Source organism: Bacillus proteolyticus (assembly GCF_001884065.1).
GTDB classification, from domain to species: Bacteria; Bacillota; Bacilli; order Bacillales; family Bacillaceae_G; genus Bacillus_A; species Bacillus_A proteolyticus.
On record NZ_MACH01000138.1, the window covers coordinates 1 to 25,476 of the forward strand.

Below are 25,476 nucleotides of genomic sequence, written 5' to 3' on the forward strand. Positions count from 1 at the left end.
TTTTTTCAAATTTAATTGCGAATCCAACTAATATGATAAATAATATCGAAAAAGTATCTCAAGTCGTGCAATCTGTCGGTCCTGTTGTCGAACAGTACGGTCCCATTATGCGTAGTCTACCAAGCATTGTTAAAATCCTCACCTCCGGAAAAAGTACGGAAGAAAATCAAACTGAAGATGCAACAGAACAGGTTGAGGTAGCAACTCCACCTCCTCCGCCTCCAAAAAGGAAACGAAAACGAAAAAAAATAGTGCTGGAACCGGCAATAGAAAAAGAGGTTCCGAAAGAGCCCGTTCAACAATCAGCAACAAAACCAAAACTATATGTGTAACAATCCTTTGTTTTCTATCCCCTCCTCCTTTATAATGTAAAAGACTATGCACAAAAGTATCCCTTGTTTAGAAGGAGAGGATTACTCATATGAAAATTGTTAAAATTTCCCCTCGTGGTTATTGCTACGGTGTTGTCGACGCAATGGTAATTGCACGTAACGCTGCATTAGATAAATCATTACCGAGACCTATTTATATTTTAGGTATGATTGTTCACAATAAACATGTTACAGACGCTTTTGAAGAAGATGGCATCATTACATTAGACGGACCAAGTCGCTTAGATATTTTAGATCAAATTGATTCTGGTACTGTTATCTTTACTGCTCACGGTGTTTCTCCTGAAGTTAAACAGCGTGCAAAAGAAAAAGGTTTAACGACAATCGATGCCACTTGTCCAGATGTTACAAAAACGCATGACCTTATTGAAGCAAAGAAAGCTGAAGGTTACCATGTCATTTATATCGGTAAAAAAAATCATCCTGAACCAGAAGGTGCGGTTGGTATTGCACCTGACATCGTTCATCTTATCGAAAGAGCCGCTGATTTAGAAACATTAGAAATCCCAACGGATAAAATTTTAGTTACGAATCAAACAACGATGAGCCAATGGGATGTTCAACATTTAATGGAAGACATCCAAAAGAAATTCCCAACGGCAGAATTCCATAAAGAAATTTGTTTAGCAACTCAAGTTCGCCAAGAAGCTGTAGCTAAACAAGCGGATGTTGCAGATTTAACAATCGTTGTTGGTGATCCAAAAAGTAACAATTCGAATCGCTTAGCGCAAGTATCACAAGAAATTGCTGGTACGAAAGCTTATCGTGTTGCGGATGTAAGTGAAATTCAATTAGAGTGGCTACAAGGTGTAGAAAACGTAGCTGTTACAGCAGGCGCTTCTACTCCAACACCAATTACAAAAGAAGTTATCGCTTTCTTAGATCAATATGACCCAATGAACCCAGCTACATGGGAGAGAATTCGAAAAGTACCACTTCAAAAGATATTACCTCGTGTAAAGGTAAAAAAAGAACAATAATAAAAACCGTTGCCTATATGAGCAACGGTTTTTATTTTTCTTATACAAATGTAAATGGGTCTGTATGTAACTGAGAAGCATGAATGTGTACATTGAGTTTTTTCGCATCTACTTGTTCTTGCAATTGCTTTTGCACACCTTGCTTCATTACTTTTTCAACGTTATGTCCTGGATCAACTATATTTAAACCGAGCATCATCGCGTCATGAGCAACATGATAATACATGTCACCTGTTACATATACATCTGCCCCTTTAAATTTCGCTTGATTTATATATTTATTGCCATCTCCACCAAGTACAGCGACTTTACGCACCTTGTCATCTAACTTGCCGACAACTCTTGCACCCTTTACATGTAAAGATTGTTTCACATGTTCTGCAAATTGACCAAGTGTCATTTCTTCTTCTAAATATCCTATTTTACCAAGACCTAAAGTTTCACCTTTATTATCAAGCGGATATACATCATACGCCACTTCTTCGTATGGATGGGATACCAACATCGCTTTAATAATTTTTCTTTGTAATGAAGCTGGAATAATCGTTTCGATACGTACCTCTTCCACACGTTCTAACTGTCCAGTTTCCCCGATATAAGGCTTTGTTCCCTCTTGAGGCACAAACGTGCCTGTCCCCTCACTATTGAACGTACAGTGGCTATAATTGCCGATATGACCAGCACCTGCATCTCCTAGCGCTTTACGTACTTCTTCTGCGTGAGTTACTGGCACAAATACAACAATTTTTTTCATTTCTTCTGCGTATGTCGGAGCTAATACTTCTGTATTTTGTAACCCTAACGCATCGGCAAGTAAATCATTTACCCCGCCCTTAGCAATATCTACATTTGTATGTGCTGCATAAATCGCAATATCATTTTTAATACACGTTTCAATAATTCTTCCGTACGCCTTATCTGTATGAATCGCTTTTAATGGACTAAAGATTAAAGGATGGTGCGCTATAATGACATTCGCCCCTAATTGGATCGCCTCGTCCACAACTCCCTCCGTTACATCTAACGCGATTAGTACGTGCCGCACAGGTTTATTAAGTGCCCCAATCTGCAGGCCGATTTTATCACCTTCCATCGCTAAATGCTTCGGATACATACTTTCAAATAAAGAAATAACCTCATGGCCATTTGGAATTTTACTCATGATAAAATCTCCCCTATCATTTTCATTTTCGCTTCTACTTCTATACGTTTCGCTTTTGTCTCTTCAGAATCTGCTGCACGTTCTAATTGTTTTAAGATATTTTGGAAGTTTTTCAATTCTCCTTCCCACTTTTCAACAAAAGCCTCACCTTTTTCTTTTATTAAAAATGGACCCATAAATAATTCAGCTTGTTTATTATCTGAGTAAGGTGCTGCAATATTTCCTCGTTCCCCAACTAAAATTTCGTAAATTTTCCCGTCTTCTTTTACGATTTTTTCACGGATAAGCTCCCAGCCATTTTCAATAAACCATTCACGAATGTGATGTGCTGCAATGTTCGGCTGTAAAATTAAACGTGTTACACCTTCTAATTTTTCTTTACCACTTTCTAAAATGTCACGAATTAGTGCTCCACCCATACCAGCAACTGTAATTACATCTACTTCCCCTGGTGTAATTACTTCTAATCCATTCCCTTTACGAACGTCTACTTTATCTTGTAAGCCACTTTCAGCTACAGTTGCTTGCGCAGAACGAAACGGCCCATCCACAACTTCTCCTGCAACTGCTTTTGTAGCAATATTATTTATAATTGTATAACACGGTAAATACGCATGATCCGATCCAATATCAGCTACTGTAGATCCTACTGGAATCTCGCGCACAACTTCTTCTAATCGTTTTGAAAGCTTTACTTCATTCATGTATTTCCATTACTCCTTCTCTTGTCAGTCTGTCTCCATGATAATGAATTTATAGTAGTTGTTGCAAGCCCATAACAACAATTCCATTCTCTATTACTCATCGTATTTTAGAAAGTATAGAAAAACAAGCCTTTTGCACAAAAGCAAAAGGCTTGTTTTATGGAACTTTATTTTTTCTTCGATAGCCAATCAGCTACTTTAGCCGCTTGGTCAGCTGGAACTATATTCGGTGGCATATTCCCTTTTCCTTTTGAAAGAATTTCTTTAATTTCATCTTTCGAAAGTTTCCCACCAATTTTTTGTAAATTAGGTCCCACTGCCCCTTGTAACTGATCACCGTGACAGCTCGTACAGCTTTGCTTTACAATATCCTCTGGCTTTGATGCTGTTTGCGCTGGTTTCCCACCATTTTTTGCATCAGCTAACTCTTTAGATTTATTTAGCCCCTGAAATGAAAATACAAACATAACGATAATACCTAATGCTGCAATAAGAGCGAACGGAATCAACGGATTACGTTTCATATCTCTTCTCCCCCCTCTATACCCCTAAATAGTTAGATGATTCAGTCATTTTTATTGTACTTGAAAACGTTCTATCAGAAAAGAGCAAACTACCATTTGTTAAAAATATTCCATAAATTCAGTTTATTGATTTTCACTATTATATCGCATATTATTTCGATAATTACTAACGTTTCTCATCATATTTTTTACTTTTCTACATATTATTTTGTATATAATAAACAAAATAAATCGAAAAATCGAAAAATGAGCATTTGCAAATCAAAAGACAATTCTGTAAAATAAATTACAAGAAATTGTAATCGTTGCCGATAGCTAAATTTTAACAAAAATTAACAAAATAAAAAAGTTTACTTCACAAAAGTGAAGTAAACTTAAAGGTAGCCTATTCTAAGAAATCCTTAAGACGCTTACTACGGCTTGGATGTCTTAATTTGCGAAGTGCTTTCGCTTCAATTTGACGAATACGTTCTCTCGTTACGCCGAATACTTTCCCAACTTCTTCAAGCGTACGAGTTCGTCCATCATCTAAACCAAAACGAAGACGCAGAACATTTTCTTCACGATCTGTTAGTGTATCTAACACATCTTCTAATTGTTCTTTTAGCAACTCATACGCTGCATGGTCCGCAGGCGATGTTGCTTCTTGGTCTTCAATAAAGTCACCTAAATGGGAGTCATCTTCTTCACCAATTGGTGTTTCAAGAGAAACTGGCTCCTGTGCAATTTTTAAAATTTCGCGTACTTTTTCTGGAGCAAGATCCATTTCTTCACCAATCTCTTCAGGAGATGGTTCACGTCCTAAATCTTGTAGTAATTGACGTTGTACACGGATTAACTTATTAATTGTTTCAACCATATGAACTGGAATACGAATTGTTCGCGCTTGGTCTGCAATCGCACGTGTAATAGCTTGGCGAATCCACCAAGTTGCATACGTACTAAATTTAAAACCTTTACGGTAGTCGAACTTTTCAACTGCCTTAATTAGACCCATATTTCCTTCTTGGATTAAGTCTAAAAAAAGCATACCACGGCCCACGTAGCGCTTTGCAATACTTACTACAAGACGTAAGTTTGCTTCCGCAAGACGGCGTTTTGCTTCTTCATCGCCTTCTTCAATACGTGTCGCAAGTCGAATTTCTTCTTCAGCAGATAGTAAGTCTACACGACCAATTTCTTTTAAGTACATACGAACAGGGTCATTGATTTTCACACCTGGCGGCACACTTAAATCATTAAGGTCAAATTCTTCTTCCGTTTTTGTAATTTGGCGATTATTAGGACCTTCTTCGTTGTCATTGTCACCAACTAAGTCAATCCCTTGTTCACCTAAATATTCATAGTATTCATCCATTTGATCGGATTCAATTTCAAATCCATTCATGCGTTCTGCAATCTCTTCATATGTAAGAACGCCACGTTTTTTTCCGAGCTCAGTGAGTTGTTCTTTCACTTGCTCAAGGGTCATTTCAGTTTCAATTTGTTTAGAACGAGCTGGTTTGTCAGCCATCTGTTCCCCTCCTTACGCGAGATACAAACATTCATTATACTAAAATTTTATCAAAAAAGCTATTTTCTTGCTTTTTGATTTTGTAAATATGCCACATAATATTTAGCAGCCTCTACAGGATCTGTTTTTTCCATTTGTTTTACTTTAAAGATGATTTCCATCTTTTCAAGTTTTTCTTGATGACGTTTGAGCGTCTCCAAATGACCTTGCAACACTTCTTCTGTGTATTCTGGATTAATAAATTCATCCGTCGAAATATCAGTGATAATATTTTTCAACTTTTCATCAGAGAGCCAACTTAAAAATGTTCCGACTGAAGGTTCATTTCCCTTTTCATAATATGCGTATAGTTCATATAAAATCCCTTTATGTTCTTCTGTATGAAAATCTTCTATATGGGGTTCCATACGAACGGCCACTTCTGCACTTTGCAACATATGGTAAATAATTTCTCTTTCTGCCCTTTCAAAACCTGTTAACTTCGGTTTCGTTTGAACAATTTGAGATGGCTTAGAAACCTGCTTTATTTGTTTTTGCTGTACCTTTTGTTCTTTGCGATATTGGTGCAATTGATTCAAAAGTGTTTCCATTGAATACGAAAATTCTTGCGATAATGACTTTAAATATGATTCAGCCTGCATCGCATCCTGTAGCAATGATAACTCTTTTAAAACACTTTTTACATATTCTTCTTTGCCAGACTCATCTTGCAAATTTTTCCCTAAACGCAAATAATTTATTTTGAAACCAACAAAACTTATACTTGATTTCACAAGATTTTCAAAAGCCGTTGTCCCATATTGTTGCACATATTCATCAGGATCAAGCTTATCTGGCAAGGGTGTGACTTTCACTTGGCAACCAACTTGCAATAACAACTGCCCTGCTTTCATCGTCGCTTCTCGCCCTGCTTTATCACCATCATAGCAAAGAACAACAGTTTCAACGTTACGTCGCAGAAGTTTCGCTTGTTCTTCAGTTAAAGCTGTTCCCATTGTCGCAACCGCTTCTTCCACACCACTTTTTACCGCGGCTAGTACATCGGCATATCCTTCAAAAAGGACAACCTGCCCACGTTTTCTAATAAACGGCCTTGCTTGGTGGAAGTTATACAACAACTTACTTTTATGAAAAATTGGTGTTTCAGGGCTATTTAAATATTTTGGAGTATCATCTCCTAGCGCCCTTCCACTAAACGCTATCACCTTACCTTGTAAAGTATAAATTGGAAACATAACCCTTCCACGGAAGCGGTCATAATGACTACCATCCTTCTCGCTTCTTATAAGAAGGCCGGCTTGTTCCATACTAGATAGCGAAAAACCTCTTTTTTGCAAAATTTTTGTCGCTGCATCCCAAGCTGGTGATGCATAACCAATTTCAAACTTCTCAATCATTTCCTTTGTAATACCACGTTTTAATAAATAAGAAAGTGCTTCATTTCCTTCTTCTGTATTTACTAATAAATGGTGATAATACTTCTTCAAAAGTTCATGAGCCTGTTGCATGATGACAGTGTCATCAGATATGTTTTCTTGTTGCCCTTGCCCTGATGTATATTCTGCAACTGCAATTCCATTGCTTTCACCTAGCTTTTGAACAGCCTCGGTGAAAGCAAGTCCTTCCATTTTCATAAGAAAAGAAAATACATTTCCACCTTCTCCACATCCGAAGCAATGAAAAATTTGCTTATCAGATGAAACAGAGAATGAAGGGGAATTCTCACCATGAAATGGACAAAGGCCGAAATAGTTACGCCCCTGCTTTCTAAGTTGAACATACTCACCTATCACTTCTACAATATCGGATGACGTCCGAATCTGTTCAACAACTTCTTCGGGAATTCTGTTCCCCATAACTCCATCTCCGTGTCGTATTTTGTATTCGATATTAATTACAAGATTCCTTTATAATTCGACAATATTTTTTCTAAATTTATTAGAAAGTGCTGTCGATCACGTTGTGTAAACTATTTTGGTCCTTTTGTATAAGCACCTTGCCTGCGTAACTTCACAAATACATACCTACTATATAAAATTGTATCCATTTGCTCATCTTTTACAAATGTACTTCGTGGAGACAATACATGTACTCCTTTTTTCAAAAGAAGACTAGCAAGCCACATATCGTATGTGATCACGAAATCTGTAGCTTTTGCATGTTGATAAATATAAAAACTGACTTCATCTTGCTTAAAATCTACATAGACCCAATTATCTTGCTGTTTTCTTAAACGATGAGCCTACGATACGACAAACAAAATTTCGACATAAATTCTTGTTCTAACGCGCACAATTTCATCCTTCACGGGACATGCATCTGCATCAACTAATATCTCACTGATGTTTTGCATATTTCTGTATTCTACATCCCTTCTGCGAATCCTTCCATAATGTGCGTTTTCTTGTTTAGATTTTGTCGATTTAACGTAAATACATGTCTTTTTCGCAAATCCTATCCCTAGTTTATTCTGAAAAATTAAAGTCTAAACGTAAAATATAGGTTTTTATCACAATTTTTTATTATAATATATTTTCTTCAACTACGCTACATATCCCTTTAATTTTCATTTTACATTTAAAGATAACGAAATCGTTCCTTCAACATAATAAAAAAACAGAAGAATATAAGTATAACCATTACACTGTATTCTATTACTAAATCGACAGTTATTGTCCTACTTCTCATGAGCGAAAAAAGCACATTCACCTGTGGTAAATGTGCTAAAACATTTTTTGGTTTTGCACTGCATTCACAATAATATTAGCTGTTTCTTCAATCGCCTTATTTGATACATCGATCACTTGACAATTTATTTTACTCACTACATTCTCAAAATGAACGATTTCTTCTTTAATACGATTAATATTCGCATATGTTGCTCCGTCACTTAATCCAAGTGATTTTAATCGTTCTTTTCGAATATGATTTAACTTATCCGGTGTAATTTTCAAACCGAAACATTTCTCTTTTGCCACTTTATATAATTCCTCAGGCGGATCTACTTCTGGTACAAGCGGTACATTGGCAACCTTCAAGCGTTTGTTATGCGCTAAATATTGTGAAAGTGGTGTTTTTGATGTACGTGAAATTCCAATCAATACGATATCGGCTTTCAAAATACCACGTGCATCTCTACCATCATCATACTTAACCGCAAATTCAATCGCTTCAATCTTTTTAAAGTACTCTTCATCTAATCTTCGAACGACACCTGGCTCATACCTTGGTACTTGCCCTGTAATTTCTTCAATTTGATCGATAAGAGGTCCGATAATATCGTATGCCTCTACTCCTTCTTTTGCCGCCTCTGTCAATAAATATTGACGCATATCAGGCTTTACTAACGTAAAACAAATAAGCGCCTGATTGCTCTTGGCAATCGAGATCACTTCTTTTAATGTCCCTGTATCTTCTACATAAGGTACACGTCTAATATCAGGAGCGAACGGGAACTGTCCCATTGCCGCTCTAACAACCAAATCAGCCGTTTCTCCTACAGAGTCAGATACGACATATACGATTTTATTATCCATTACATTACCTCACTTTAAACAAATTACACTTATTCGTTATTTACTAAATTTACAAACGCACGTGTAATATTTGTTTTTGTAATTCGCCCAATCACTTCTAGACCTTGTTTCGTGTCCTTTACAACTGGCATTGCATCAATCTGTCTTTCTATTAATTCCATCGCAATATCATATAAAGAATCCTCCCTGCGACACATCGCAATGTTTGGCATCCTTGTCATGATAATATTAACCGGAAGAGAGGTTAAATCCTGCTTCCCTAAGCTAGCTCGTAATAAATCTTTACGAGATACAACGCCCACCAATAAAGTAGCTTGATCTACAACAAACAATGTACCAACATCCTCTAGAAACATAGTACAGATTGCATCGTATACTGATACATTTTTATCAATTACAGCAGGTCTAGATTGATAATCTTGCACTTTAATTTTTTTAACAGCTTCAGATAATAGCTGTCCCCCAGTTTTACCCGTATAAAAATAACCTACGCGTGGACGCGCTTCTAAATAACCAGCCATCGTTAAAATTGCTAAGTCTGGTCTTAGCGTTGCACGTGTTAAACCCAATTGCGCAGCAATTGACTCCCCTGTAATAGGACCGTGATCTTTTACAATCTGAATGATATGTTCTTGCCGTTTATTCAGCTCTATGATAATCACCACCTTTAATGCACAACGAAAAAAGTTATACTATCTCTTAAATATTATATACTAAATATGCTATTCGAAAAAGAAAGTATGTAAAAAGGACCGTATACGGCCCCAAATTATATTTGAAACTTATCAAGTTGTTCTAGGAAACGTCTTGATTTCAAATAAATTCCGCAATATTCATCATAATATGTATTCAATACTAAACGCATTTGTTTTTTTGTGCCATCCTTCACTGATACATTGCCGAGCCTATGTAAATCGAAATGGAAGAAAAGACGTAACAATTTATGTACAGCTTCTCCCACCGGTATACGATACGGATCTTGCTCCGCATGACGTGAGCACAGAAAACCGCCTTCCCTGACAGAGAAGGCGACAAAATCTGTTTCTTGATGACAAATCGCACATGTATCAAAATACGGGCGCATCCCTAATACCGGAAGCATTTTCGTTTGATAAATTAATGATAACACTTCTGGATCAACACCCTCACACATATAACGCAACGTTTGATATAACATTTCAAATAAGTACGGATTATGTTTTTTATCTTCTGTTGCTTTATCAGTTAACTCAACAACAAATGATGCATAAGCAGTTAAAAATATATCCTCGCGAATTTCTTTCATAGTTGAAATAATCTCGCCTTGTTGCAAAGTTCCAAGCCCAGATCCCACTTGGATAAGAAAATGCCCATGTGTCATAAGTTGCGAAACAGATGCTAACCGACTTTTCGGTTTTTTCGCCCCTCTTGCCATTGCACTTATCTTACCAAATTCTCTTGAGAATATTGTAACAATCTTATTCGTTTCTCCGTAATCTGTCGTACGGATAACGATGCCCTCAACTTTTTGAAACATGTTCGTCACCATCCAAGGTTTGAACAAAACGGGTCAAGAAATTGGAGAGTCTAGATGCGCTAGCTCCTCTTCATGTTGATCCATCTCATCGTTTACGTCTTTTTCCATTTCTTTTAAAAGCAAATACGTTTCAATGCTTCCTGTTTTGGAGAAAAACTTCCAGGTAAAATCTAGCATAAGAATCCACCTTTCTCAATAAGCGTAGCCTATAAACCAATTTCCTTTGTTATTAAATTGACCCATTTTGTCCATTTTCATGTGAGAAAAATTTTTCCTAATTTATTAAAGCTTATAAAAACCAATAATCAGCGGATGAGCAAACATCCACTGATTACAGCCTTACTTTATTTTAGTACTCGTCTTCGCGGAAACCAAGATCACGAAGCTGAGACATCTTATTGCGCCAATCTTTTTGTACTTTTACCCATACCTCTAAAAATACTTTAGAACCAAGAAGTGCTTCAATATCAAAACGAGCTCGTTTCCCGACTTCTTTTAACATCTTCCCTTGCTTACCTATAATAATTCCTTTTTGTGATGCACGTTCAACAACAATCGTTGCGTTTATATAAACTGCACCGCCCTCACGCTTCTGAATTGCATCAATAACAACCGCTACAGAGTGTGGCACTTCTTCACGCGTTAAATGTAATACTTTTTCACGAATAAGCTCTGAAATAATAAATCGCTCTGGATGATCCGTTACTTGATTATCCGGGTAATATTGCGGTCCTTCTGGTAAATACTTTTTAATTGCTCCGATTAACGCTTCAACGTTATTACCGTCCAATGCAGAAATTGGCACAATCTCCGCGAACTCATATAATTTACGATATTGATCAATCAACTCCAGCAATTGCTCTGGATGAACTTGGTCAATTTTATTAATTACCAAAAATACCGGTTGTTTCGTTTCTTGTAATTTTTCAATAATGAATTCCTCACCACGACCAAATCCTTCAGTTGCATTGACCATAAATAGAACAATATCAACTTCTTTCAATGTCGTTTGAGCCATCTTCACCATGAAATCACCTAGCTTATGTTTAGGCTTATGTATTCCTGGTGTATCAATGAAAATTACTTGTGAATCATTTTCTGTATATACGCCTTGAATTTTATTACGAGTCGTTTGTGGCTTATCACTCATAATAGCAATTTTTTGGCCGATAATACGATTTAAAAATGTAGATTTCCCAACATTCGGTCTGCCAATAATAGAGACAAAACCTGATTTATAACCTTTTCTATTCATGTAAATCCTCCGCTAAAAATGCTCCTGGTAACAATTCTCCGACTGTCGTCTCTTGAACGTCACCATGTATATTTGATAGGTATACTTTCGTATCCTGTTTACATAATTCTACCATAACTTGTCGACATGCTCCACAAGGAGGTACTGGACGTTTTGTATCTGCTACAACCGCAATAGCTACAAACTCTTTATCTCCTTCAGAAACTGCCTTAAATAAAGCAGTTCTTTCTGCACAGTTACATAAGCCATATGATGCATTCTCAACATTACAGCCACGATATACTTTCCCATCGTGCGTTAATAATGCTGCACCTACTTGAAATTTTGAATATGGTACGTACGCTTGTTTACGCGCTTCGATTGCTTCTTGAATTAATTGTTTACTATTCATATCCCGCATCCTTCCTGTTCACAGCTGTGAATAGATACATTCTTCTATTAAAGGCCCTCACGGCGCTCCCAAAGCTTAATAAAAGCTTTGGAATGCAACTATACCATATACGGTAAGAAGATAATAGCACCAATTGCAACAGCTATAATCGTAAATAATAAAACCGATCCCGCTGCAACATCCTTTGCGTTTTTCGCAAACGGATGAATATCGGTGGTTGCTAAATCTACTGTTTTTTCAATAGCCGTATTCACCATCTCCAAACTCATTACAATTCCAATCACAATAAGTAATACAATCCATTCTATTTTTGTAATATGGAAATAAAAGCCGCAGCATATGACAATGACTGCGGCTAAATAATGAATTTTCATATTTCGTTCATGACGAAGACAAAAGCATATACCAGCTATAGCATATCCAAAACTATTTATAAGTTTTCCTTTTTTCATCGCCCTAATCCAAAGGCCTCTAAAATTTCTTTTTGTCTTCCAAACATTTCTTTTTCATCTTCTTCTGTCATGTGATCATAACCAAGCAAATGTAAAAAGCCATGTAACGCTAAAAATCCAAGTTCACGATCAAAAGAGTGTCCATATTCCTCAGCTTGCTCTTTCGCTCTTGGAATAGAAATAATAAGATCCCCTAACATACGTGGCATCTCCGCACCGATAATTTCCATTTCTCCTTCTCCCATTTCTTCCATAGCAAAAGAAATAACATCCGTAGGCTGATCCTTATCTCGGTAATCACGGTTTATTTCACGAATACGTTCATTATCTACAAATGTAACCGATAATTCTGCGCCTTCTTCTATGTTCTCCATTTGGGCCGCTTTCTCTACTAAACCTCTAATCAAACTTATATATTCGTCTTTCACTTCTTCTGTTTCATCAATAAAATCAATTAATAAACTCATTCTTTCTCCTTTTCTTCCGGCAGTTCCGGATATGTAATACGGGAATGGAAAATACCATTTAACGTTTCACATAACGTTTTTCCAACGATTTGTAGTTCCTTAAATGTCAAATCACATTCGCTAAATTGACCATCTTGCAAACGATCTCTAATAATACTTTGCACTAAATTATTAATCTGATCTGGTGTTGGATGGTTCATCGAACGTACCGCCGCTTCTACACTATCAGCAATACCAACGATTGCCGACTCTTTAGAAGTTGCTTTTGATCCTGGATAGCGGAACATTCCCTCCGTATATTTCTCTTTATCTTCTTTAATCGCCTTATAGTAAAAATATTTAAGTAACGTTGTACCATGATGCTGTCCAGCAATATCGATAATTTCTTGAGGTATATGGTGTTCTTCTAACATTCTTACCCCATCGGTTACATGAGCAATTATAATATCTTTGCTCGTTACAGGGTCTAATCTATCGTGCGGGTTTTCAATACCCATTTGGTTTTCAATAAAAAACTGTGGCTGTACCGTTTTCCCTACATCATGATAATACGCCCCTACACGCGCTAACACTCCATTTGCTCCAACTGCTTCACAAGCAGCTTCTGAGAGATTAGCTACCATTACACTATGGTGATATGTACCAGGTGCTTCCAATAAAATTTTGCGCAAAAGTGGGTGATTCGGACTTGAAAGTTCCATCAATTTCATACTCGATACAATCCCAAGGCCACTTTCTAAATACGGTAAAATCCCCATAGCTAGAACAGAAGAGATAATACCCGAAACAGCAGCCATTAATAATTGCACCCCAATTTCAAGAGGTGAAAAATTCCCGTTACGTAATAATAGCAAAGCCGCTAATACGACTACATTTAATACAGAAACAAGTATACCAGCTTGTAAAATCATCGTACGACGATTTTTTTCTCTCAAGAAAATACTAACTGATAATGAACTTAATAAAACATAAATCCCCACACTATAATTCAGTGTACTCGTTACACCTTCATTAAACATAATACTTCCGCATACAGAAAAGATCATACTCGTTAAAAATACAAATCGATCACCAATCATTAATTTTACAAGTATTGTTCCCATGGCAACTGGAACAACATACGCGATTCCTGCATATTCAAGCTTTTGGAATAAACTAATGATTTTCATTAAAACAATCGTGATAGACAGAATTGTGATGTATGCTAAAACATACGGCCTATCTTCTCTTTTTCGCTGTAAAAATACTTCAAACTGCTTATGCATAAAGTATAGCAACACACAAATGAGCACCGCCAAACCAACATAAGGTTGGAAGCTATTACCTTTCTCTAGCAACCCAACTAATTTCAACTGATTATACATATCACTTGAAATCGTTTCTCCTTCTCTCACAAGAACTTGCCCTTGAAGGATATAAACAGGCGGCACTAAATCTTCCTCTGCTTTTCTCTTCTCTTTTGTTAAAGTCGGATCATAAAAATAATTTGCTGAAATTGCATATTTCCCTAGTGCCTTAATAGCTTCTCTTAAACCACTATCGACATTAACATTATTCATCTCACTTACATACCGCTCTTTAGCGTCCTTCAATTCGTCCATTTTAATATGCATAGCCATTATACTATTAACGGCTGTGACTGCTGCATCTTTTGCTAATACCAATTGGCTTGAATCCGCGTTAATCAAGTTTAGTAAGTTTGAATCCGATAAATCTTTTGTTAAATCGACAGGTAGTTTCTTTTTCAACTTGTCCACTTTATCAGCATCGGTAATCTTTTTTTGCTCATCTGGTCCAACAGCTTTAATCTCTTGCACCACTTCATCTACCTTAGCAAAAACATCATTAACAATATCCACTTTATTTTGTTTAAGCTCACTTCTATATGTATACTGATCTTCAACTTTGGTAGCGGCTTCTTTTTTCTTTTTTTCCGTTGTAACTTTATCTTCAATTTTAATAGGAGAGTGGATTGTTTTTTTAGCAATAGAGTATGTTTCAACATCTAATTGCTCTGGCTTTACATTATTCATAAGTGCAAAAAACAGTACTGCTCCTAATAATACGTAAGAAACCCAACTTAGTTTTTTCGAATGTTGTATATTACGAAACCACTTAAAAATTTCTTGAGATCTTGACATGATTTCAATACCTTCTCCTCTCCAGAAATAAAGTGAAACTATTTATAGCTTTCATTTCCTCTAGGCAACGATACTTTTGGACAACATTTTTATCCACTATCACCTATAGTTCATTTCCCTCGTCTTTAATGATAGTAAAAAATATGCCATTCGCCAACTTTATCATACAAAAAGAAATGATCCTGACAAATAGGATCATTCCATTTTATCATATGCCTCAATAATACGTTGCACTAATGGGTGTCTCACAACGTCTGTTTGTTCCAGTGTTATGAACGAAAGACCTGATACACCAGATAAAATATTAGCAGCAATAGAAAGACCTGATTTTACCCCTTTCGGCAAATCTACCTGTGAGGGATCCCCCGTAATAACCATTTTAGAGCTAAAACCTAATCGTGTTAAAAACATTTTTATTTGAGCACCAGTTGTATTCTGTGCTTCATCTAATATAACAAATGAATCATCAAGAGTACGTCCTCTCATATAAGCAAGAGGTGCAATTTCAATTACACCACGTTCCATCATACGCTGTGTATATTCTTGCCCAAGAATATCGTGCAACGCATCATACAATGGGCGTAAATACGGATCTACTTTTTCTTTCAAATCACCTGGTAAAAAGCCTAAACTCTCTCCAGCCTCTACAGCAGGTCTTGTTAAAATAATTTTCTTTACATACCCTTGCTTTAAAGCTCTCACAGCCATTACTACAGCTAAGTATGTCTTCCCTGTCCCAGCAGGTCCTATCCCAAATACAACATCATTCTTTTTCATTGCATGAATATATCTTCTTTGTCCCATCGTTTTCACACGAATGGATTTACCTTTTGCTGTTTTAAAAATTTCCTCTTCATATAACTCTTCGAATTGAGCAATTTTCCCTTGTTTCCCAAGCTGAATTGCATACGTAACATCTCTTTCCGAAATTGATACACCTTTACGGATAACAACAAGTAGCTGTTGTAAGATTTTTTCTACGAGCACTACAGCTTCATCTGCCCCAGATACACGAACAAACTCTCCTCTAGTTATAATCGATACACTAAGTTCTCGTTCAATTACTTTTAAATGAGCATCATTTACCCCAAATAGAGCGATTGCCTCGTTAGGACTTTCCAATTTTTGGTTCATTTCTACTAATTGTTCTGCCATCACTCAGTCTCCTTGAATATCGGATTCAGATATTGGTTGCGGCTCTGCAATATTTTCAATCACTGTGTAATGTAACGTGACCTTTAAGTGATCCGCCTCAATCTCTTTACTCAAAATCTTATCACTTACAATCATAGCATGTTCATCCAATTTTTTCTTTAGTTCTTTTTCAGCCATCTCTTTTGCTACTTTCATCGCTTGTTTTTCAGTATATTCTCGGTTTGCTTCTTCTTCTTCTCGTACAATATCTTTTTTGTATGCAATCGGTAATGTGAAGCCAAATAATTTCACATCATGTTTTACACTTTCAGTACGAGAGTGCTTATACTTATCATGTTGAAATCCCCATATTTTTATTTTAACACTACCAAATTTCAGAAAATATTCATTATAAGAATTACCAGTATACACTTGAAATTGTGTCTTTAACGGAACATCAACCTCAGATTTGTACCAAGTTTCCCCGTATACAATACCTTTAGCCGAAACAACTGTCGGATTCTCCTCATTACCATACATCCCTGATACGAGAAGCTGTCCCTTTTCTACATGGTCATTTTTCATAACGACCGGTTTTCCTACCTCCACAAACGTTTTCGTAATAGTTGCTTCTTTTTTCGCAACTAAATTTTGCGGCCTTTGTTCCTTTTCTTTTTTCGGCTCGTTTTTTTCAACAATTTTAAAATGATATGTTGTTCCTCTTATTTCCAATCCTGCCCAAGTAATTGCATTAATATTGTCCGTTAAATGCCGCTGAACATCTTCTACACTAGGCATTTGAAACTGTAATTTCCCCTTTTTAATACCCATTTTGTCCAATTCTTTCATCAATATATATTCCGTTTCAGGTTTCGCTCCTGTAATTTCAATTTTCCAAACCATATTTGATAATGCAATCATTCCGAAAAAAAATATTAAAAACCCAATTAAAAATCCACTATTCCTAATTAAACGCTTATTCCAAAATGGAAAACCGTAACGTCCAATAAAATATAATTTACATTCATTCTTTCTATAAATTGGTTTTATCTTTTTCACATCTCGTAATAACATGCAAAAAACTAACGTTTCATCCGCTATTTTCTTTACATCCCAAACTAATAATTTCCTACGTACACATTCGTTAACGAAGCGTTCTGCTCCTCTACCTTCAATTCGCACTTTTACATACCCAAGCCATTTTATAAACCATTTATTTTTCATCGACTACCTTCACTACCTTTCTAAAAGTAGATACAACACTTTTCACTTTAAGCATCAAATAGCTCGTACTAATCGAAACTTTAATCGGTGAGGTTTTTCTCCTCACTAATCGGGCATATGCATAAGATGAAAGTTTAATAGGTGGAGGTTTTGTCCATACCCACTGATTATTAACGCACACCCATCGAGCTTTTACGGGCAGTGAATGAGGGATAAAGTGAATATTAAGGTCAGATCACTAAAATAAAGAAGAAAAACTTCACAAACGGAAGTTTCCCTCACTCCTCTTTCTTTTCATTTTCTAAAAACATCACTTGTTCGATAATCCCTTCAAGCAAAAGTTCTTCCGGGAGGATTGTTTTAATAACAAAGGATTGCCCCTTAATTAATAGTTGACCTTGTTTTAATAACAACCTTACTTCTTTATCTGAAAATACTAATAAGCCTCGATGATTTTCTATATAGATATGCACTTGCCCAACAAGCGTAATCCGAGGTAGATCCATTAGCACATCCACTGGCAGGTCTATTTGCTTCGTTAACCAATTCTTCATTTGTTCTAATTTTTTCATCTCAAAAGACCCCCTCTCATCCCATATGTATGAAAAAAGAGCTTGTAATATCACGTCCAAACTGAAAAAAGCATAAAAAAACGTCTCATACGAAATGAGACGCTTTTTTATGCTAATAGCTGGATAACCAGCTTATTCACAAGTGATCCGTCTGTTTTACCTTTTACTTTCGGCATAACAGCAGTCATCACCTTACCCATATCTGCTTTAGATGTAGCACCAACTTCAGAAATAACTTGCTTAATTATATCAGCTAGTTCTTCTTCTGTTAATTGCTCCGGCAAATATGCGCTTAAAATCTGAATTTCACTTTGCAGTTTATCAACAAGGTCTTCACGACCAGCTTTTTTAAATTCAAGGAGGGAGTCCTTATACTGTTTTACTTCACGAGCTAAAACTGTTAATTCCTCTTCTTCAGTAAGAGTATGTTGCAGTTTAATACCTTCATTTTGTAAAGCAGCCTTAACCATACGAATAACGGTTAATTTTTCTTTTTGTTTATTCTTCATCGCTTGTTTCATATCATCGTTTAAACGACCGAGAAGACTCATCACTTACACCCTCTCTTAGAACTTACGCTTTCTTGCCGCTTCAGATTTCTTCTTACGTTTTACACTTGGCTTTTCATAAAACTCGCGCTTTCTTGCTTCAGCAAGTGTACCAGTTTTAGAAACCGATCTTTTAAAACGGCGAAGTGCATCCTCCAAAGACTCGTTTTTACGAACGACTGTTTTTGACATTCTCTTTCCCTCCCTCCGAAACATCACACTTACATACTAACTTCAGCATGCAAAAAGAAACACTTCTTCAGCATGTCTTTTACGATTATAATACATTTTATCACTTCAGGTCAACTATTTGGCAGAATAAAAGAAGAATAGATGCTCTTCCTTTTCCAAAAATCTATGTAAACAGCCGTTATCGCTCCCACCTCAAAACAAATATATTTTTATCACGAAAACTTTCCCATACAAAATTTGCTAAATAACCACTTATTTAACGGGCACTCCATTACATCCATTTCAATACTTAAATTCTCCACGAAAGAAAAAAGCATGCAAACCATTTCCGGTTGCATGCTTTTTATCCCGCTATTTGTGGGCAGTAAAACTCCCACTAATTATAGTTTCACTTTATTATGCGCTTGCTGACTCTTTTTTTATATCATCTTCAAGAACACGAACAAACTGCGCTTCGTTATATGGATAGCCAGCTTTTGTAATTTTCACTTTTACTAACTTACCGATTAATTCTTCAGATCCTTCAAATACAATTTTTAAGTAGTTATCTGTATAACCTACATATAACCCTTCACGGTCACCCTCTTTAAATTGCTCTTCCGGAATAATTTCAAGCACTTCACCTTCGAACGCAGAAGCATACTCTTTCGCCAATTGGTTAGACAACTCAATTAGACGATGAACACGATCATTCTTCACATCTTCAGGAACTTGATCTTCCATACGCGCCGCTGGTGTACCTGTACGTTTTGAATAAGGGAACACGTGTAATTCAGAGAAACGATTCTCTTTAATGAAATTGTATGTTTCCATAAATTCTTCTTCTGTTTCACCTGGGAATCCAACAATTACGTCTGATGTAATCGCAAGACCTGGTAACGCTTCTTTCAAACGATCTAAACGCTCTTGGAAAAATTCCATCGTATACTTACGGCGCATACGTTTTAGTACAGTATTAGATCCTGACTGCAATGGAATATGCAAGTGGCGTACAACTACTTCAGATTTATCTAACACTTCAATTACTTCATCTGAAATTTGACTCGCTTCAATAGAAGAAATACGAAGACGTTTTAATCCGCCTACTTCCGCTTCCATATCACGAAGTAATCCGGCTAAGTTATAATCTTTAATATCTTCACCGTATCCACCTGTATGAATACCTGTTAATACGATTTCTTTATAGCCTGCATCTACTAATTGCTGTGCTTGTTTAATAACTTCTTTCCCATCACGAGAACGCATTAAACCACGTGCCCAAGGAATAATACAGAATGTACAGAAGTTATTGCAACCCTCTTGTATTTTTAAAGATGCACGTGTACGATCCGTGAAATAAGGTACATCAAGTTCTTCGTATACACGCGTTTTCATAATGTTTCGGACAGCATTAATTGGTTGACGCTCTTTACGGAATTCTTCGATGTATCCTAACATCTTTTCACGATCCTGTGTACCAACAACAATATCTACACCGGGGATCGCCATAATTTCAGCTGGAGATGTTTGCGCATAACATCCAGTTACACAAATAACCGCATCCGGATTTTGACGCACAGCACGTCTAATGACTTGACGGCTTTTTTTATCTCCTGTATTCGTTACTGTACATGTGTTAATAACATATACATCAGATTTCTTTTCATATTCAGTTCTTTCATAACCACCTTGTTTAAACAATTGCCAAATCGCTTCTGTTTCATAGTGGTTTACTTTACAACCTAACGTGTGGAACGCAACAGTTGCCATTGATTATCACCCCATCAATTCAAAATGATAAGAAGCGGCACTTAACGCATAAAGCGGAGCCGTTTCTGTTCTTAAAATTCTTGGTCCTAAACTACATGGTACAAATTTATGTTCACAAAGCGCAGCAATCTCTTCCTCTGCTAAACCGCCTTCTGGGCCAAAAACAATTAATAGCTTTTGACCTGGTGTCATTGTCGCTAAAGCTTTTGCAAAATTAGATTTCTCACCTTTTTTTGCTTCCTCTTCATACGCAACAAGACATACATCATATTCATTACTCATTGAAAGCAATTGCTTAAACGATGCCGGAGTATGCACTTCTGGAATTTCGCTTCTATGCGATTGTTCCGCAGCTTCTTTCACAATTTTTTTCAAACGCTCAACTTTTTTATCAGCTTTTTTTGCATCCCATTTTACAATCGAGCGGGATGCTTGGAATGGTAAAAATGCGGCTGCCCCAAGCTCAGTTCCTTTTTGAAAAATCAACTCTAGCTTGTCTCCTTTTGGCAGTCCACTTGCAATCGTCACAAAAACAGGAAGTTCACTTGACGCCTCTACCCATTCTACAATAGCTGTATTAACAAATTCACTGGTAATTTCATCAATTGAACACACTGCTGTTTTTCCGTTTATACAGCAATAAATGTGATCACCAGCTGACATACGCATCACTCTCACGATATGATGTACATCGTCACCTACAATGCGAATATTTGTCTCATTTACATATTTCTCTTCTACAAAATAACGTTGCATATAATCACCTTAGTAGAGTTTCGTTCCTTTCGTAAGTCAACACTTACGAAAAGAACGAAACGTTATCATTTTTTCATATAACAAACGGCAAGCCCCTCACCTTATAGTGAGAGACTCCCCTTTTTCATTATAGACTAAAATCTATATTACGCATTTCGTGCAATAATTGCTACCCAGTCTTCAATTCGTAACACTTCTTCAATTGTAAATCCAGCTGTTTCTAACGCCTCAGAAATCACTTTTTCTTTCGCGGCAATAATGCCCGATGTAATAAATAATCCGCCTGACTTCACAACTCTTGCTGCATCTTCAGGGAATAAAAGAATAATTTCTGCTAATAAATTAGCTACAATTAAATCAACAGGACCTTCGATACCTTCTAAAAGGCTATTTTGTCCAACATTGACGATGTTATCAGTTTTATTTAAACGTACATTCATTTCTGCACTTTCAACTGCAACTGGATCTAAATCATATGCTTGAACTGAAGACGCACCTAATTTTGCCGCTGCAATACTAAGTACACCAGAACCTGTTCCTACATCAATAACAGTATCACCTTGCTGAACTGTTTTTTCTAATACACGAATACACATCGTTGTTGTTGGGTGAGTTCCTGTCCCAAATGCCATACCCGGATCTAATTCAATGATTTTTTCATCCGGAGAAGATGGTGTATATTCTTCCCACGTCGGTACGATTGTGAATGTATCAGAAATTTGTACTGGATGGTAATATTTTTTCCAAGCAGTAGCCCAATCTTCTTCATCGACTTCGTTAATGGTAATATTTCCAGTACCGATTTCGATGTCATAAGATGGAAGCACATCAATAGATGATTTTACACCTGCAATTGTTTCCTGTAAAGAATCCGTTTGCGGGAAATACGCTTTAATTAATACACCCTCTGCCGGGTATTCATCTGGATTCAATGCATAAATTTCACCATATTGTTGCTCGCGCTCTTTCGTCAATTCCGCTGGGTCCTCAATCGCAACTCCACTAGCACCAGCTTCATGTAAAATATGAGAGACAGCTTCTACTGCTTCTTCTGTTGTATGAATACTAATTTCTGACCATTTCACAATTTACCAACTCCATTTTTTATTTCCATTATTCCCCTTTGAAAGCACGTTTAAGCTTTCCAAACAAACTATCATCTTGCTCTTCTTGCCCTGCAAATTCACGCAATAAATCTTTTTGGTGTGAAGTTAATTTCGTCGGCACAACAACACGAACGACTACGTATTGATCTCCTTGACCATATCCACGTACGTTCGGAGCACCTTTTCCTTTTAAGCGGAATTCTGTTCCTGTTTGTGTTCCTGCTGGAATTTTTAGCTTCACTTTGCCATGAACAGTAGGAACTTCTACTTCCGCACCAAGTGCCATTTGCGCAAATGTTAATGGCATTTCGCAAATAATGTGATCTCCTTCGCGCTCAAAGAATTCATGGTTTCTTACATGAACAACAACATATAAATCTCCTGCCGGTCCACCATTTACGCCTGCTTCACCTTTTCCAGATACACGAATTTGTTGACCATTATCGATACCCGCTGGAATTTTAACATTAATCTTTTTACGTTTACGAACTTTACCAGAACCGTGACATGTCGTACATTTCTCTTTAATCATTTGACCAGTTCCTGAACAATGACCACAAGCTTGACGGTTAACAATACGACCAAATGGTGTATTTTGTTCTACACTTACTTGCCCTGATCCTGAACAATGTTTACATGTTTCTTTTGAAGTTCCTGGTTTTGCTCCGCTACCTTTACAAGTATCACATGGATCTTCTACTGGAATCTCAACATTTAACTCTTTACCAAAAATAGCTTCTTCAAACTCTAAAGTAACTTGGTATTGTAAGTCAGCACCTTGGCGCGGAGCATTCGGATCACGACGTCTGCCACCGCCGCCAAAGAATGAACTAAAGATATCTTCAAAGCCGAAGCCACCACCGAAGTCTCCTGCGCCGCCAAACCCTTGATTTGCACCAGCATGACCAAATTGATCGTACTGCGCACGCTTTTGATCATCGCTTAATACTTCGTATGCTTCTTGTACTTCTTTAAACTTTTCAATTGCATTTTCTTCTTTACTTACGTCTGGATGGTATTTTTTAGCCAAACGACGATACGCTTTTTTTATTTCATCTTTAGAAGCACCTTTGCTAAGGCCAAGGACTTCATAATAATCTCGTTTACTCATAAATTTGCAACCCCCGAATCTTTCACATAAACGTAATTTTAACACCGAAAGAAAGTGCTTTGCAACAAAGTTTCCTCACTTACAGTATGCAAAATAAAAAACTTAAGATCCTCACACATTTCTTCTCATTCATGAAAAAAGCCAAAGCCAAGGCACGCTTGACTTTGACTTTTTGTCATCTTACTTATTTATATTACTTATCTTCTTTTACTTCTTCAAACTCAGCGTCTACTACATTGTCTTTCTTCGCGCCAGCATCTTGTGCTCCTTGTGCACCTTCCGCTTGCCCTGCAGCAGCTTGAGCTTGCTCGTATAATTTAACAGTTAATTGTTGTACGATTTCTTGTAAAGCGTCTTTTTTCGCACGGATTTCCTCAAGCTCGTTCTTCTCAATCGCAGCTTGTAATGCTTCTTTCGCTTCTGTTGCTTTTGCAACTTCAGCCGCATCCACTTTACCTTCTAAATCTTTTACAACTTTATCCGTTTGGAATACAAGTTGGTCAGCTTCGTTACGAAGTTCAACTTCTTCCTTACGTTTTTGGTCAGCGTCAGCATTTGCTTCTGCTTCTTGTACCATACGATCTACTTCTTCATCAGAAAGACCTGAAGAAGATTGGATTGTAATAGCTTGCTCTTTGCTTGTTCCTAAGTCTTTTGCACGTACGTTAACGATACCGTTCGCATCAATATCGAATGTTACTTCGATTTGTGGAATACCACGTGGTGCTGGTGGAAGGTCTGTTAATTGGAAACGACCTAATGTTTTGTTGTCAGCTGACATTGGACGCTCACCTTGTAATACGTGAATGTCTACTGCTGGTTGGTTATCAGCAGCTGTTGAGAATACTTGTGACTTACTTGTTGGAATTGTAGTGTTACGCTCGATTAATTTCGTGAACACGCCACCCATAGTTTCAATACCTAAAGAAAGTGGAGTTACGTCTAATAATAGTACGCCTTCTACATCACCAGTAAGTACGCCACCTTGAACTGCAGCACCTAATGCTACAACTTCATCAGGGTTTACACCTTTATACGGTTCTTTACCAGTTTCACGTTTAATAGCTTCTTGTACAGCTGGGATACGAGTAGATCCACCAACAAGGATAACTTTATCTAATTCGCTTGGAGCAAAACCAGCGTCTTTTAATGCACGACGAGTTGGCTCTAACGTTCTTTCAACAAGACCTGCTGAAAGCTCTTCGAATTTCGCTCTTGTTAATGTTAATTCTAAGTGTAATGGACCAGCAGCTCCAGCACTAATGAATGGTAATGAAATTTGTGTTTGTGTTACGCCAGAAAGATCTTTTTTCGCTTTTTCAGCTGCATCTTTCAAACGTTGAAGTGCCATTTTATCTTGGCTTAAATCAATGTTATTTTCTTTTTTGAACTCAGCTACTAAGTGATCAATAACAACTTGGTCAAAGTCATCCCCACCAAGACGGTTGTCACCAGCAGTTGAAATAACTTCGAATGTTCCGTCTGCTAACTCAAGGATAGATACGTCAAATGTACCGCCACCTAAATCATATACTAAGATTTTTTGCTCTTCATCTTGTTTTTCTAGACCGTAAGCAAGTGCTGCTGCTGTTGGTTCGTTAATAATACGCTCAACTTCTAAACCAGCGATACGACCAGCATCTTTCGTTGCTTGGCGCTCTGCATCGTTGAAGTATGCAGGTACTGTAATAACAGCTTTCGTTACTGTTTCACCTAAGTATGCTTCAGCAGAAGCTTTTAGGTTTTGTAAAATGATTGCAGAAATTTCTTGAGGTGTATAATCTTTACCTTCAACTTCTACTTTGTAGTCTGTACCCATGTGACGTTTAACAGACATGATTGTATTTGGGTTTGTAATTGCTTGACGCTTTGCAACTTCCCCAACTTGACGCTCTTCATTTTTGAAAGCTACAACAGAAGGTGTTGTACGGTTTCCTTCTGGATTTGGGATAACCTTTGGTTCTCCACCTTCCATAACAGCTACACAAGAGTTTGTTGTACCTAAGTCAATACCGATAATTTTACTCATGGCGATTCCTCCTATTTTTATG

26 protein-coding genes and 1 pseudogene are annotated in these 25,476 nt (G+C 37.0%); 2 read left to right on the forward strand and 25 right to left on the reverse strand.

Annotated features, from left to right (window positions below):
* The coding region (gene vrrA / locus BAQ49_RS24270) for a VrrA/YqfQ family protein (RefSeq protein ID WP_071747356.1) at positions 1-332 on the forward strand (332 nt) is incomplete at its 5' end.
* A gap of 89 nt (positions 333-421) precedes the next feature.
* Positions 422-1,372, forward strand: coding sequence for a 4-hydroxy-3-methylbut-2-enyl diphosphate reductase (locus BAQ49_RS24275; RefSeq protein WP_071747357.1), 951 nt, complete (start codon positions 422-424; stop codon positions 1,370-1,372).
* A gap of 40 nt (positions 1,373-1,412) precedes the next feature.
* Here BAQ49_RS24275 and BAQ49_RS24280 read toward each other — a convergent pair whose 3' ends face one another.
* The 25 genes and pseudogenes from BAQ49_RS24280 to dnaK all read right to left on the reverse strand — a co-directional run bounded on the left by BAQ49_RS24280 (position 1,413) and on the right by dnaK (position 25,454).
* Complete coding sequence (locus BAQ49_RS24280; RefSeq protein ID WP_071747358.1) at positions 1,413-2,534, reverse strand: Nif3-like dinuclear metal center hexameric protein; 1,122 nt, start codon at positions 2,532-2,534, stop codon at positions 1,413-1,415.
* Positions 2,531-3,238 (reverse strand): tRNA (adenine(22)-N(1))-methyltransferase, encoded by a 708-nt coding sequence (locus BAQ49_RS24285; protein ID WP_071747359.1) that lies wholly within the window; start codon positions 3,236-3,238, stop codon positions 2,531-2,533. The genes BAQ49_RS24280 and BAQ49_RS24285 overlap by 4 nt, the downstream gene beginning before the upstream one ends.
* A gap of 167 nt (positions 3,239-3,405) precedes the next feature.
* Entirely contained in the window at positions 3,406-3,762 is a 357-nt protein-coding gene (gene cccA / locus BAQ49_RS24290) for a cytochrome c550 (protein WP_000828145.1), read from the reverse strand.
* Positions 3,763-4,147: 385 nt separating this feature from the next.
* Positions 4,148-5,275, reverse strand: coding sequence for an RNA polymerase sigma factor RpoD (gene rpoD / locus BAQ49_RS24295; RefSeq protein ID WP_000764066.1), 1,128 nt, complete (start codon positions 5,273-5,275; stop codon positions 4,148-4,150).
* Positions 5,276-5,334: 59 nt separating this feature from the next.
* Complete coding sequence (dnaG, locus tag BAQ49_RS24300; RefSeq protein ID WP_071747360.1) at positions 5,335-7,131, reverse strand: DNA primase; 1,797 nt, start codon at positions 7,129-7,131, stop codon at positions 5,335-5,337.
* A 113-nt stretch (positions 7,132-7,244) separates the two neighbouring features.
* Positions 7,245-7,451 (reverse strand): annotated as a pseudogene (locus tag BAQ49_RS33770) (DUF188 domain-containing protein); the annotation flags it as partial.
* Between the two features lie 547 nt (positions 7,452-7,998).
* Complete coding sequence (locus tag BAQ49_RS24310; RefSeq protein ID WP_071747361.1) at positions 7,999-8,811, reverse strand: pyruvate, water dikinase regulatory protein; 813 nt, start codon at positions 8,809-8,811, stop codon at positions 7,999-8,001.
* Between the two features lie 29 nt (positions 8,812-8,840).
* A complete protein-coding gene (ccpN, locus tag BAQ49_RS24315) occupies positions 8,841-9,473 on the reverse strand; it encodes a transcriptional regulator CcpN (protein WP_083596090.1) in 633 nt (210 codons plus the stop codon).
* A 107-nt stretch (positions 9,474-9,580) separates the two neighbouring features.
* The gene (recO, locus tag BAQ49_RS24320) at positions 9,581-10,327 is read right to left on the reverse strand and encodes a DNA repair protein RecO (protein WP_071747363.1); all 747 of its coding nucleotides are present in this window, start codon (positions 10,325-10,327) and stop codon (positions 9,581-9,583) included.
* Positions 10,328-10,360: 33 nt separating this feature from the next.
* Complete coding sequence (locus tag BAQ49_RS24325) at positions 10,361-10,504, reverse strand: YqzL family protein (protein WP_000883924.1); 144 nt, start codon at positions 10,502-10,504, stop codon at positions 10,361-10,363.
* 172 nt (positions 10,505-10,676) lie between these two features.
* Positions 10,677-11,582 (reverse strand): GTPase Era, encoded by a 906-nt coding sequence (gene era, locus BAQ49_RS24330; RefSeq protein ID WP_071747364.1) that lies wholly within the window; start codon positions 11,580-11,582, stop codon positions 10,677-10,679.
* Entirely contained in the window at positions 11,575-11,973 is a 399-nt protein-coding gene (locus tag BAQ49_RS24335; RefSeq protein WP_071747365.1) for a cytidine deaminase, read from the reverse strand. The genes era and BAQ49_RS24335 overlap by 8 nt, the downstream gene beginning before the upstream one ends.
* Positions 11,974-12,071: 98 nt before the next feature.
* Positions 12,072-12,425: a diacylglycerol kinase family protein gene (locus BAQ49_RS24340; protein WP_071747366.1), complete on the reverse strand. Its 354-nt coding sequence runs from the start codon at positions 12,423-12,425 to the stop codon at positions 12,072-12,074.
* The gene (ybeY, locus tag BAQ49_RS24345) at positions 12,422-12,892 is read right to left on the reverse strand and encodes an rRNA maturation RNase YbeY (protein ID WP_000054678.1); all 471 of its coding nucleotides are present in this window, start codon (positions 12,890-12,892) and stop codon (positions 12,422-12,424) included. The genes BAQ49_RS24340 and ybeY overlap by 4 nt, the downstream gene beginning before the upstream one ends.
* Entirely contained in the window at positions 12,889-15,033 is a 2,145-nt protein-coding gene (locus tag BAQ49_RS24350) for an HD family phosphohydrolase (RefSeq protein ID WP_071747367.1), read from the reverse strand. Before BAQ49_RS24350 ends, ybeY begins: the two co-directional genes overlap by 4 nt.
* Positions 15,034-15,228: 195 nt before the next feature.
* Positions 15,229-16,188, reverse strand: a complete 960-nt coding sequence (locus BAQ49_RS24355; protein ID WP_071747368.1) for a PhoH family protein — start codon at positions 16,186-16,188, stop codon at positions 15,229-15,231.
* Positions 16,189-16,191: 3 nt separating this feature from the next.
* The gene (yqfD, locus tag BAQ49_RS24360; RefSeq protein WP_071747369.1) at positions 16,192-17,391 is read right to left on the reverse strand and encodes a sporulation protein YqfD; all 1,200 of its coding nucleotides are present in this window, start codon (positions 17,389-17,391) and stop codon (positions 16,192-16,194) included.
* 278 nt (positions 17,392-17,669) lie between these two features.
* On the reverse strand, positions 17,670-17,963 hold the full coding sequence (gene yqfC / locus BAQ49_RS24365) for a sporulation protein YqfC (RefSeq protein ID WP_000732268.1): 294 nt from the start codon (positions 17,961-17,963) through the stop codon (positions 17,670-17,672).
* Between the two features lie 107 nt (positions 17,964-18,070).
* Complete coding sequence (locus BAQ49_RS24370; protein ID WP_000054578.1) at positions 18,071-18,514, reverse strand: GatB/YqeY domain-containing protein; 444 nt, start codon at positions 18,512-18,514, stop codon at positions 18,071-18,073.
* A gap of 15 nt (positions 18,515-18,529) precedes the next feature.
* Positions 18,530-18,703, reverse strand: coding sequence for a 30S ribosomal protein S21 (rpsU, locus tag BAQ49_RS24375; protein ID WP_000048061.1), 174 nt, complete (start codon positions 18,701-18,703; stop codon positions 18,530-18,532).
* 396 nt (positions 18,704-19,099) lie between these two features.
* Complete coding sequence (mtaB, locus tag BAQ49_RS24385; protein WP_071747371.1) at positions 19,100-20,452, reverse strand: tRNA (N(6)-L-threonylcarbamoyladenosine(37)-C(2))-methylthiotransferase MtaB; 1,353 nt, start codon at positions 20,450-20,452, stop codon at positions 19,100-19,102.
* Positions 20,453-20,458: 6 nt separating this feature from the next.
* Positions 20,459-21,208, reverse strand: coding sequence for a 16S rRNA (uracil(1498)-N(3))-methyltransferase (locus tag BAQ49_RS24390; RefSeq protein WP_071747372.1), 750 nt, complete (start codon positions 21,206-21,208; stop codon positions 20,459-20,461).
* A gap of 146 nt (positions 21,209-21,354) precedes the next feature.
* Positions 21,355-22,293 (reverse strand): 50S ribosomal protein L11 methyltransferase, encoded by a 939-nt coding sequence (gene prmA, locus BAQ49_RS24395; protein WP_071747373.1) that lies wholly within the window; start codon positions 22,291-22,293, stop codon positions 21,355-21,357.
* Between the two features lie 28 nt (positions 22,294-22,321).
* Complete coding sequence (gene dnaJ, locus BAQ49_RS24400) at positions 22,322-23,425, reverse strand: molecular chaperone DnaJ (RefSeq protein WP_071747374.1); 1,104 nt, start codon at positions 23,423-23,425, stop codon at positions 22,322-22,324.
* A gap of 193 nt (positions 23,426-23,618) precedes the next feature.
* Complete coding sequence (dnaK, locus tag BAQ49_RS24405) at positions 23,619-25,454, reverse strand: chaperone protein DnaK (RefSeq protein WP_071747375.1); 1,836 nt, start codon at positions 25,452-25,454, stop codon at positions 23,619-23,621.
* Positions 25,455-25,476: the final 22 nt, after the last annotated feature.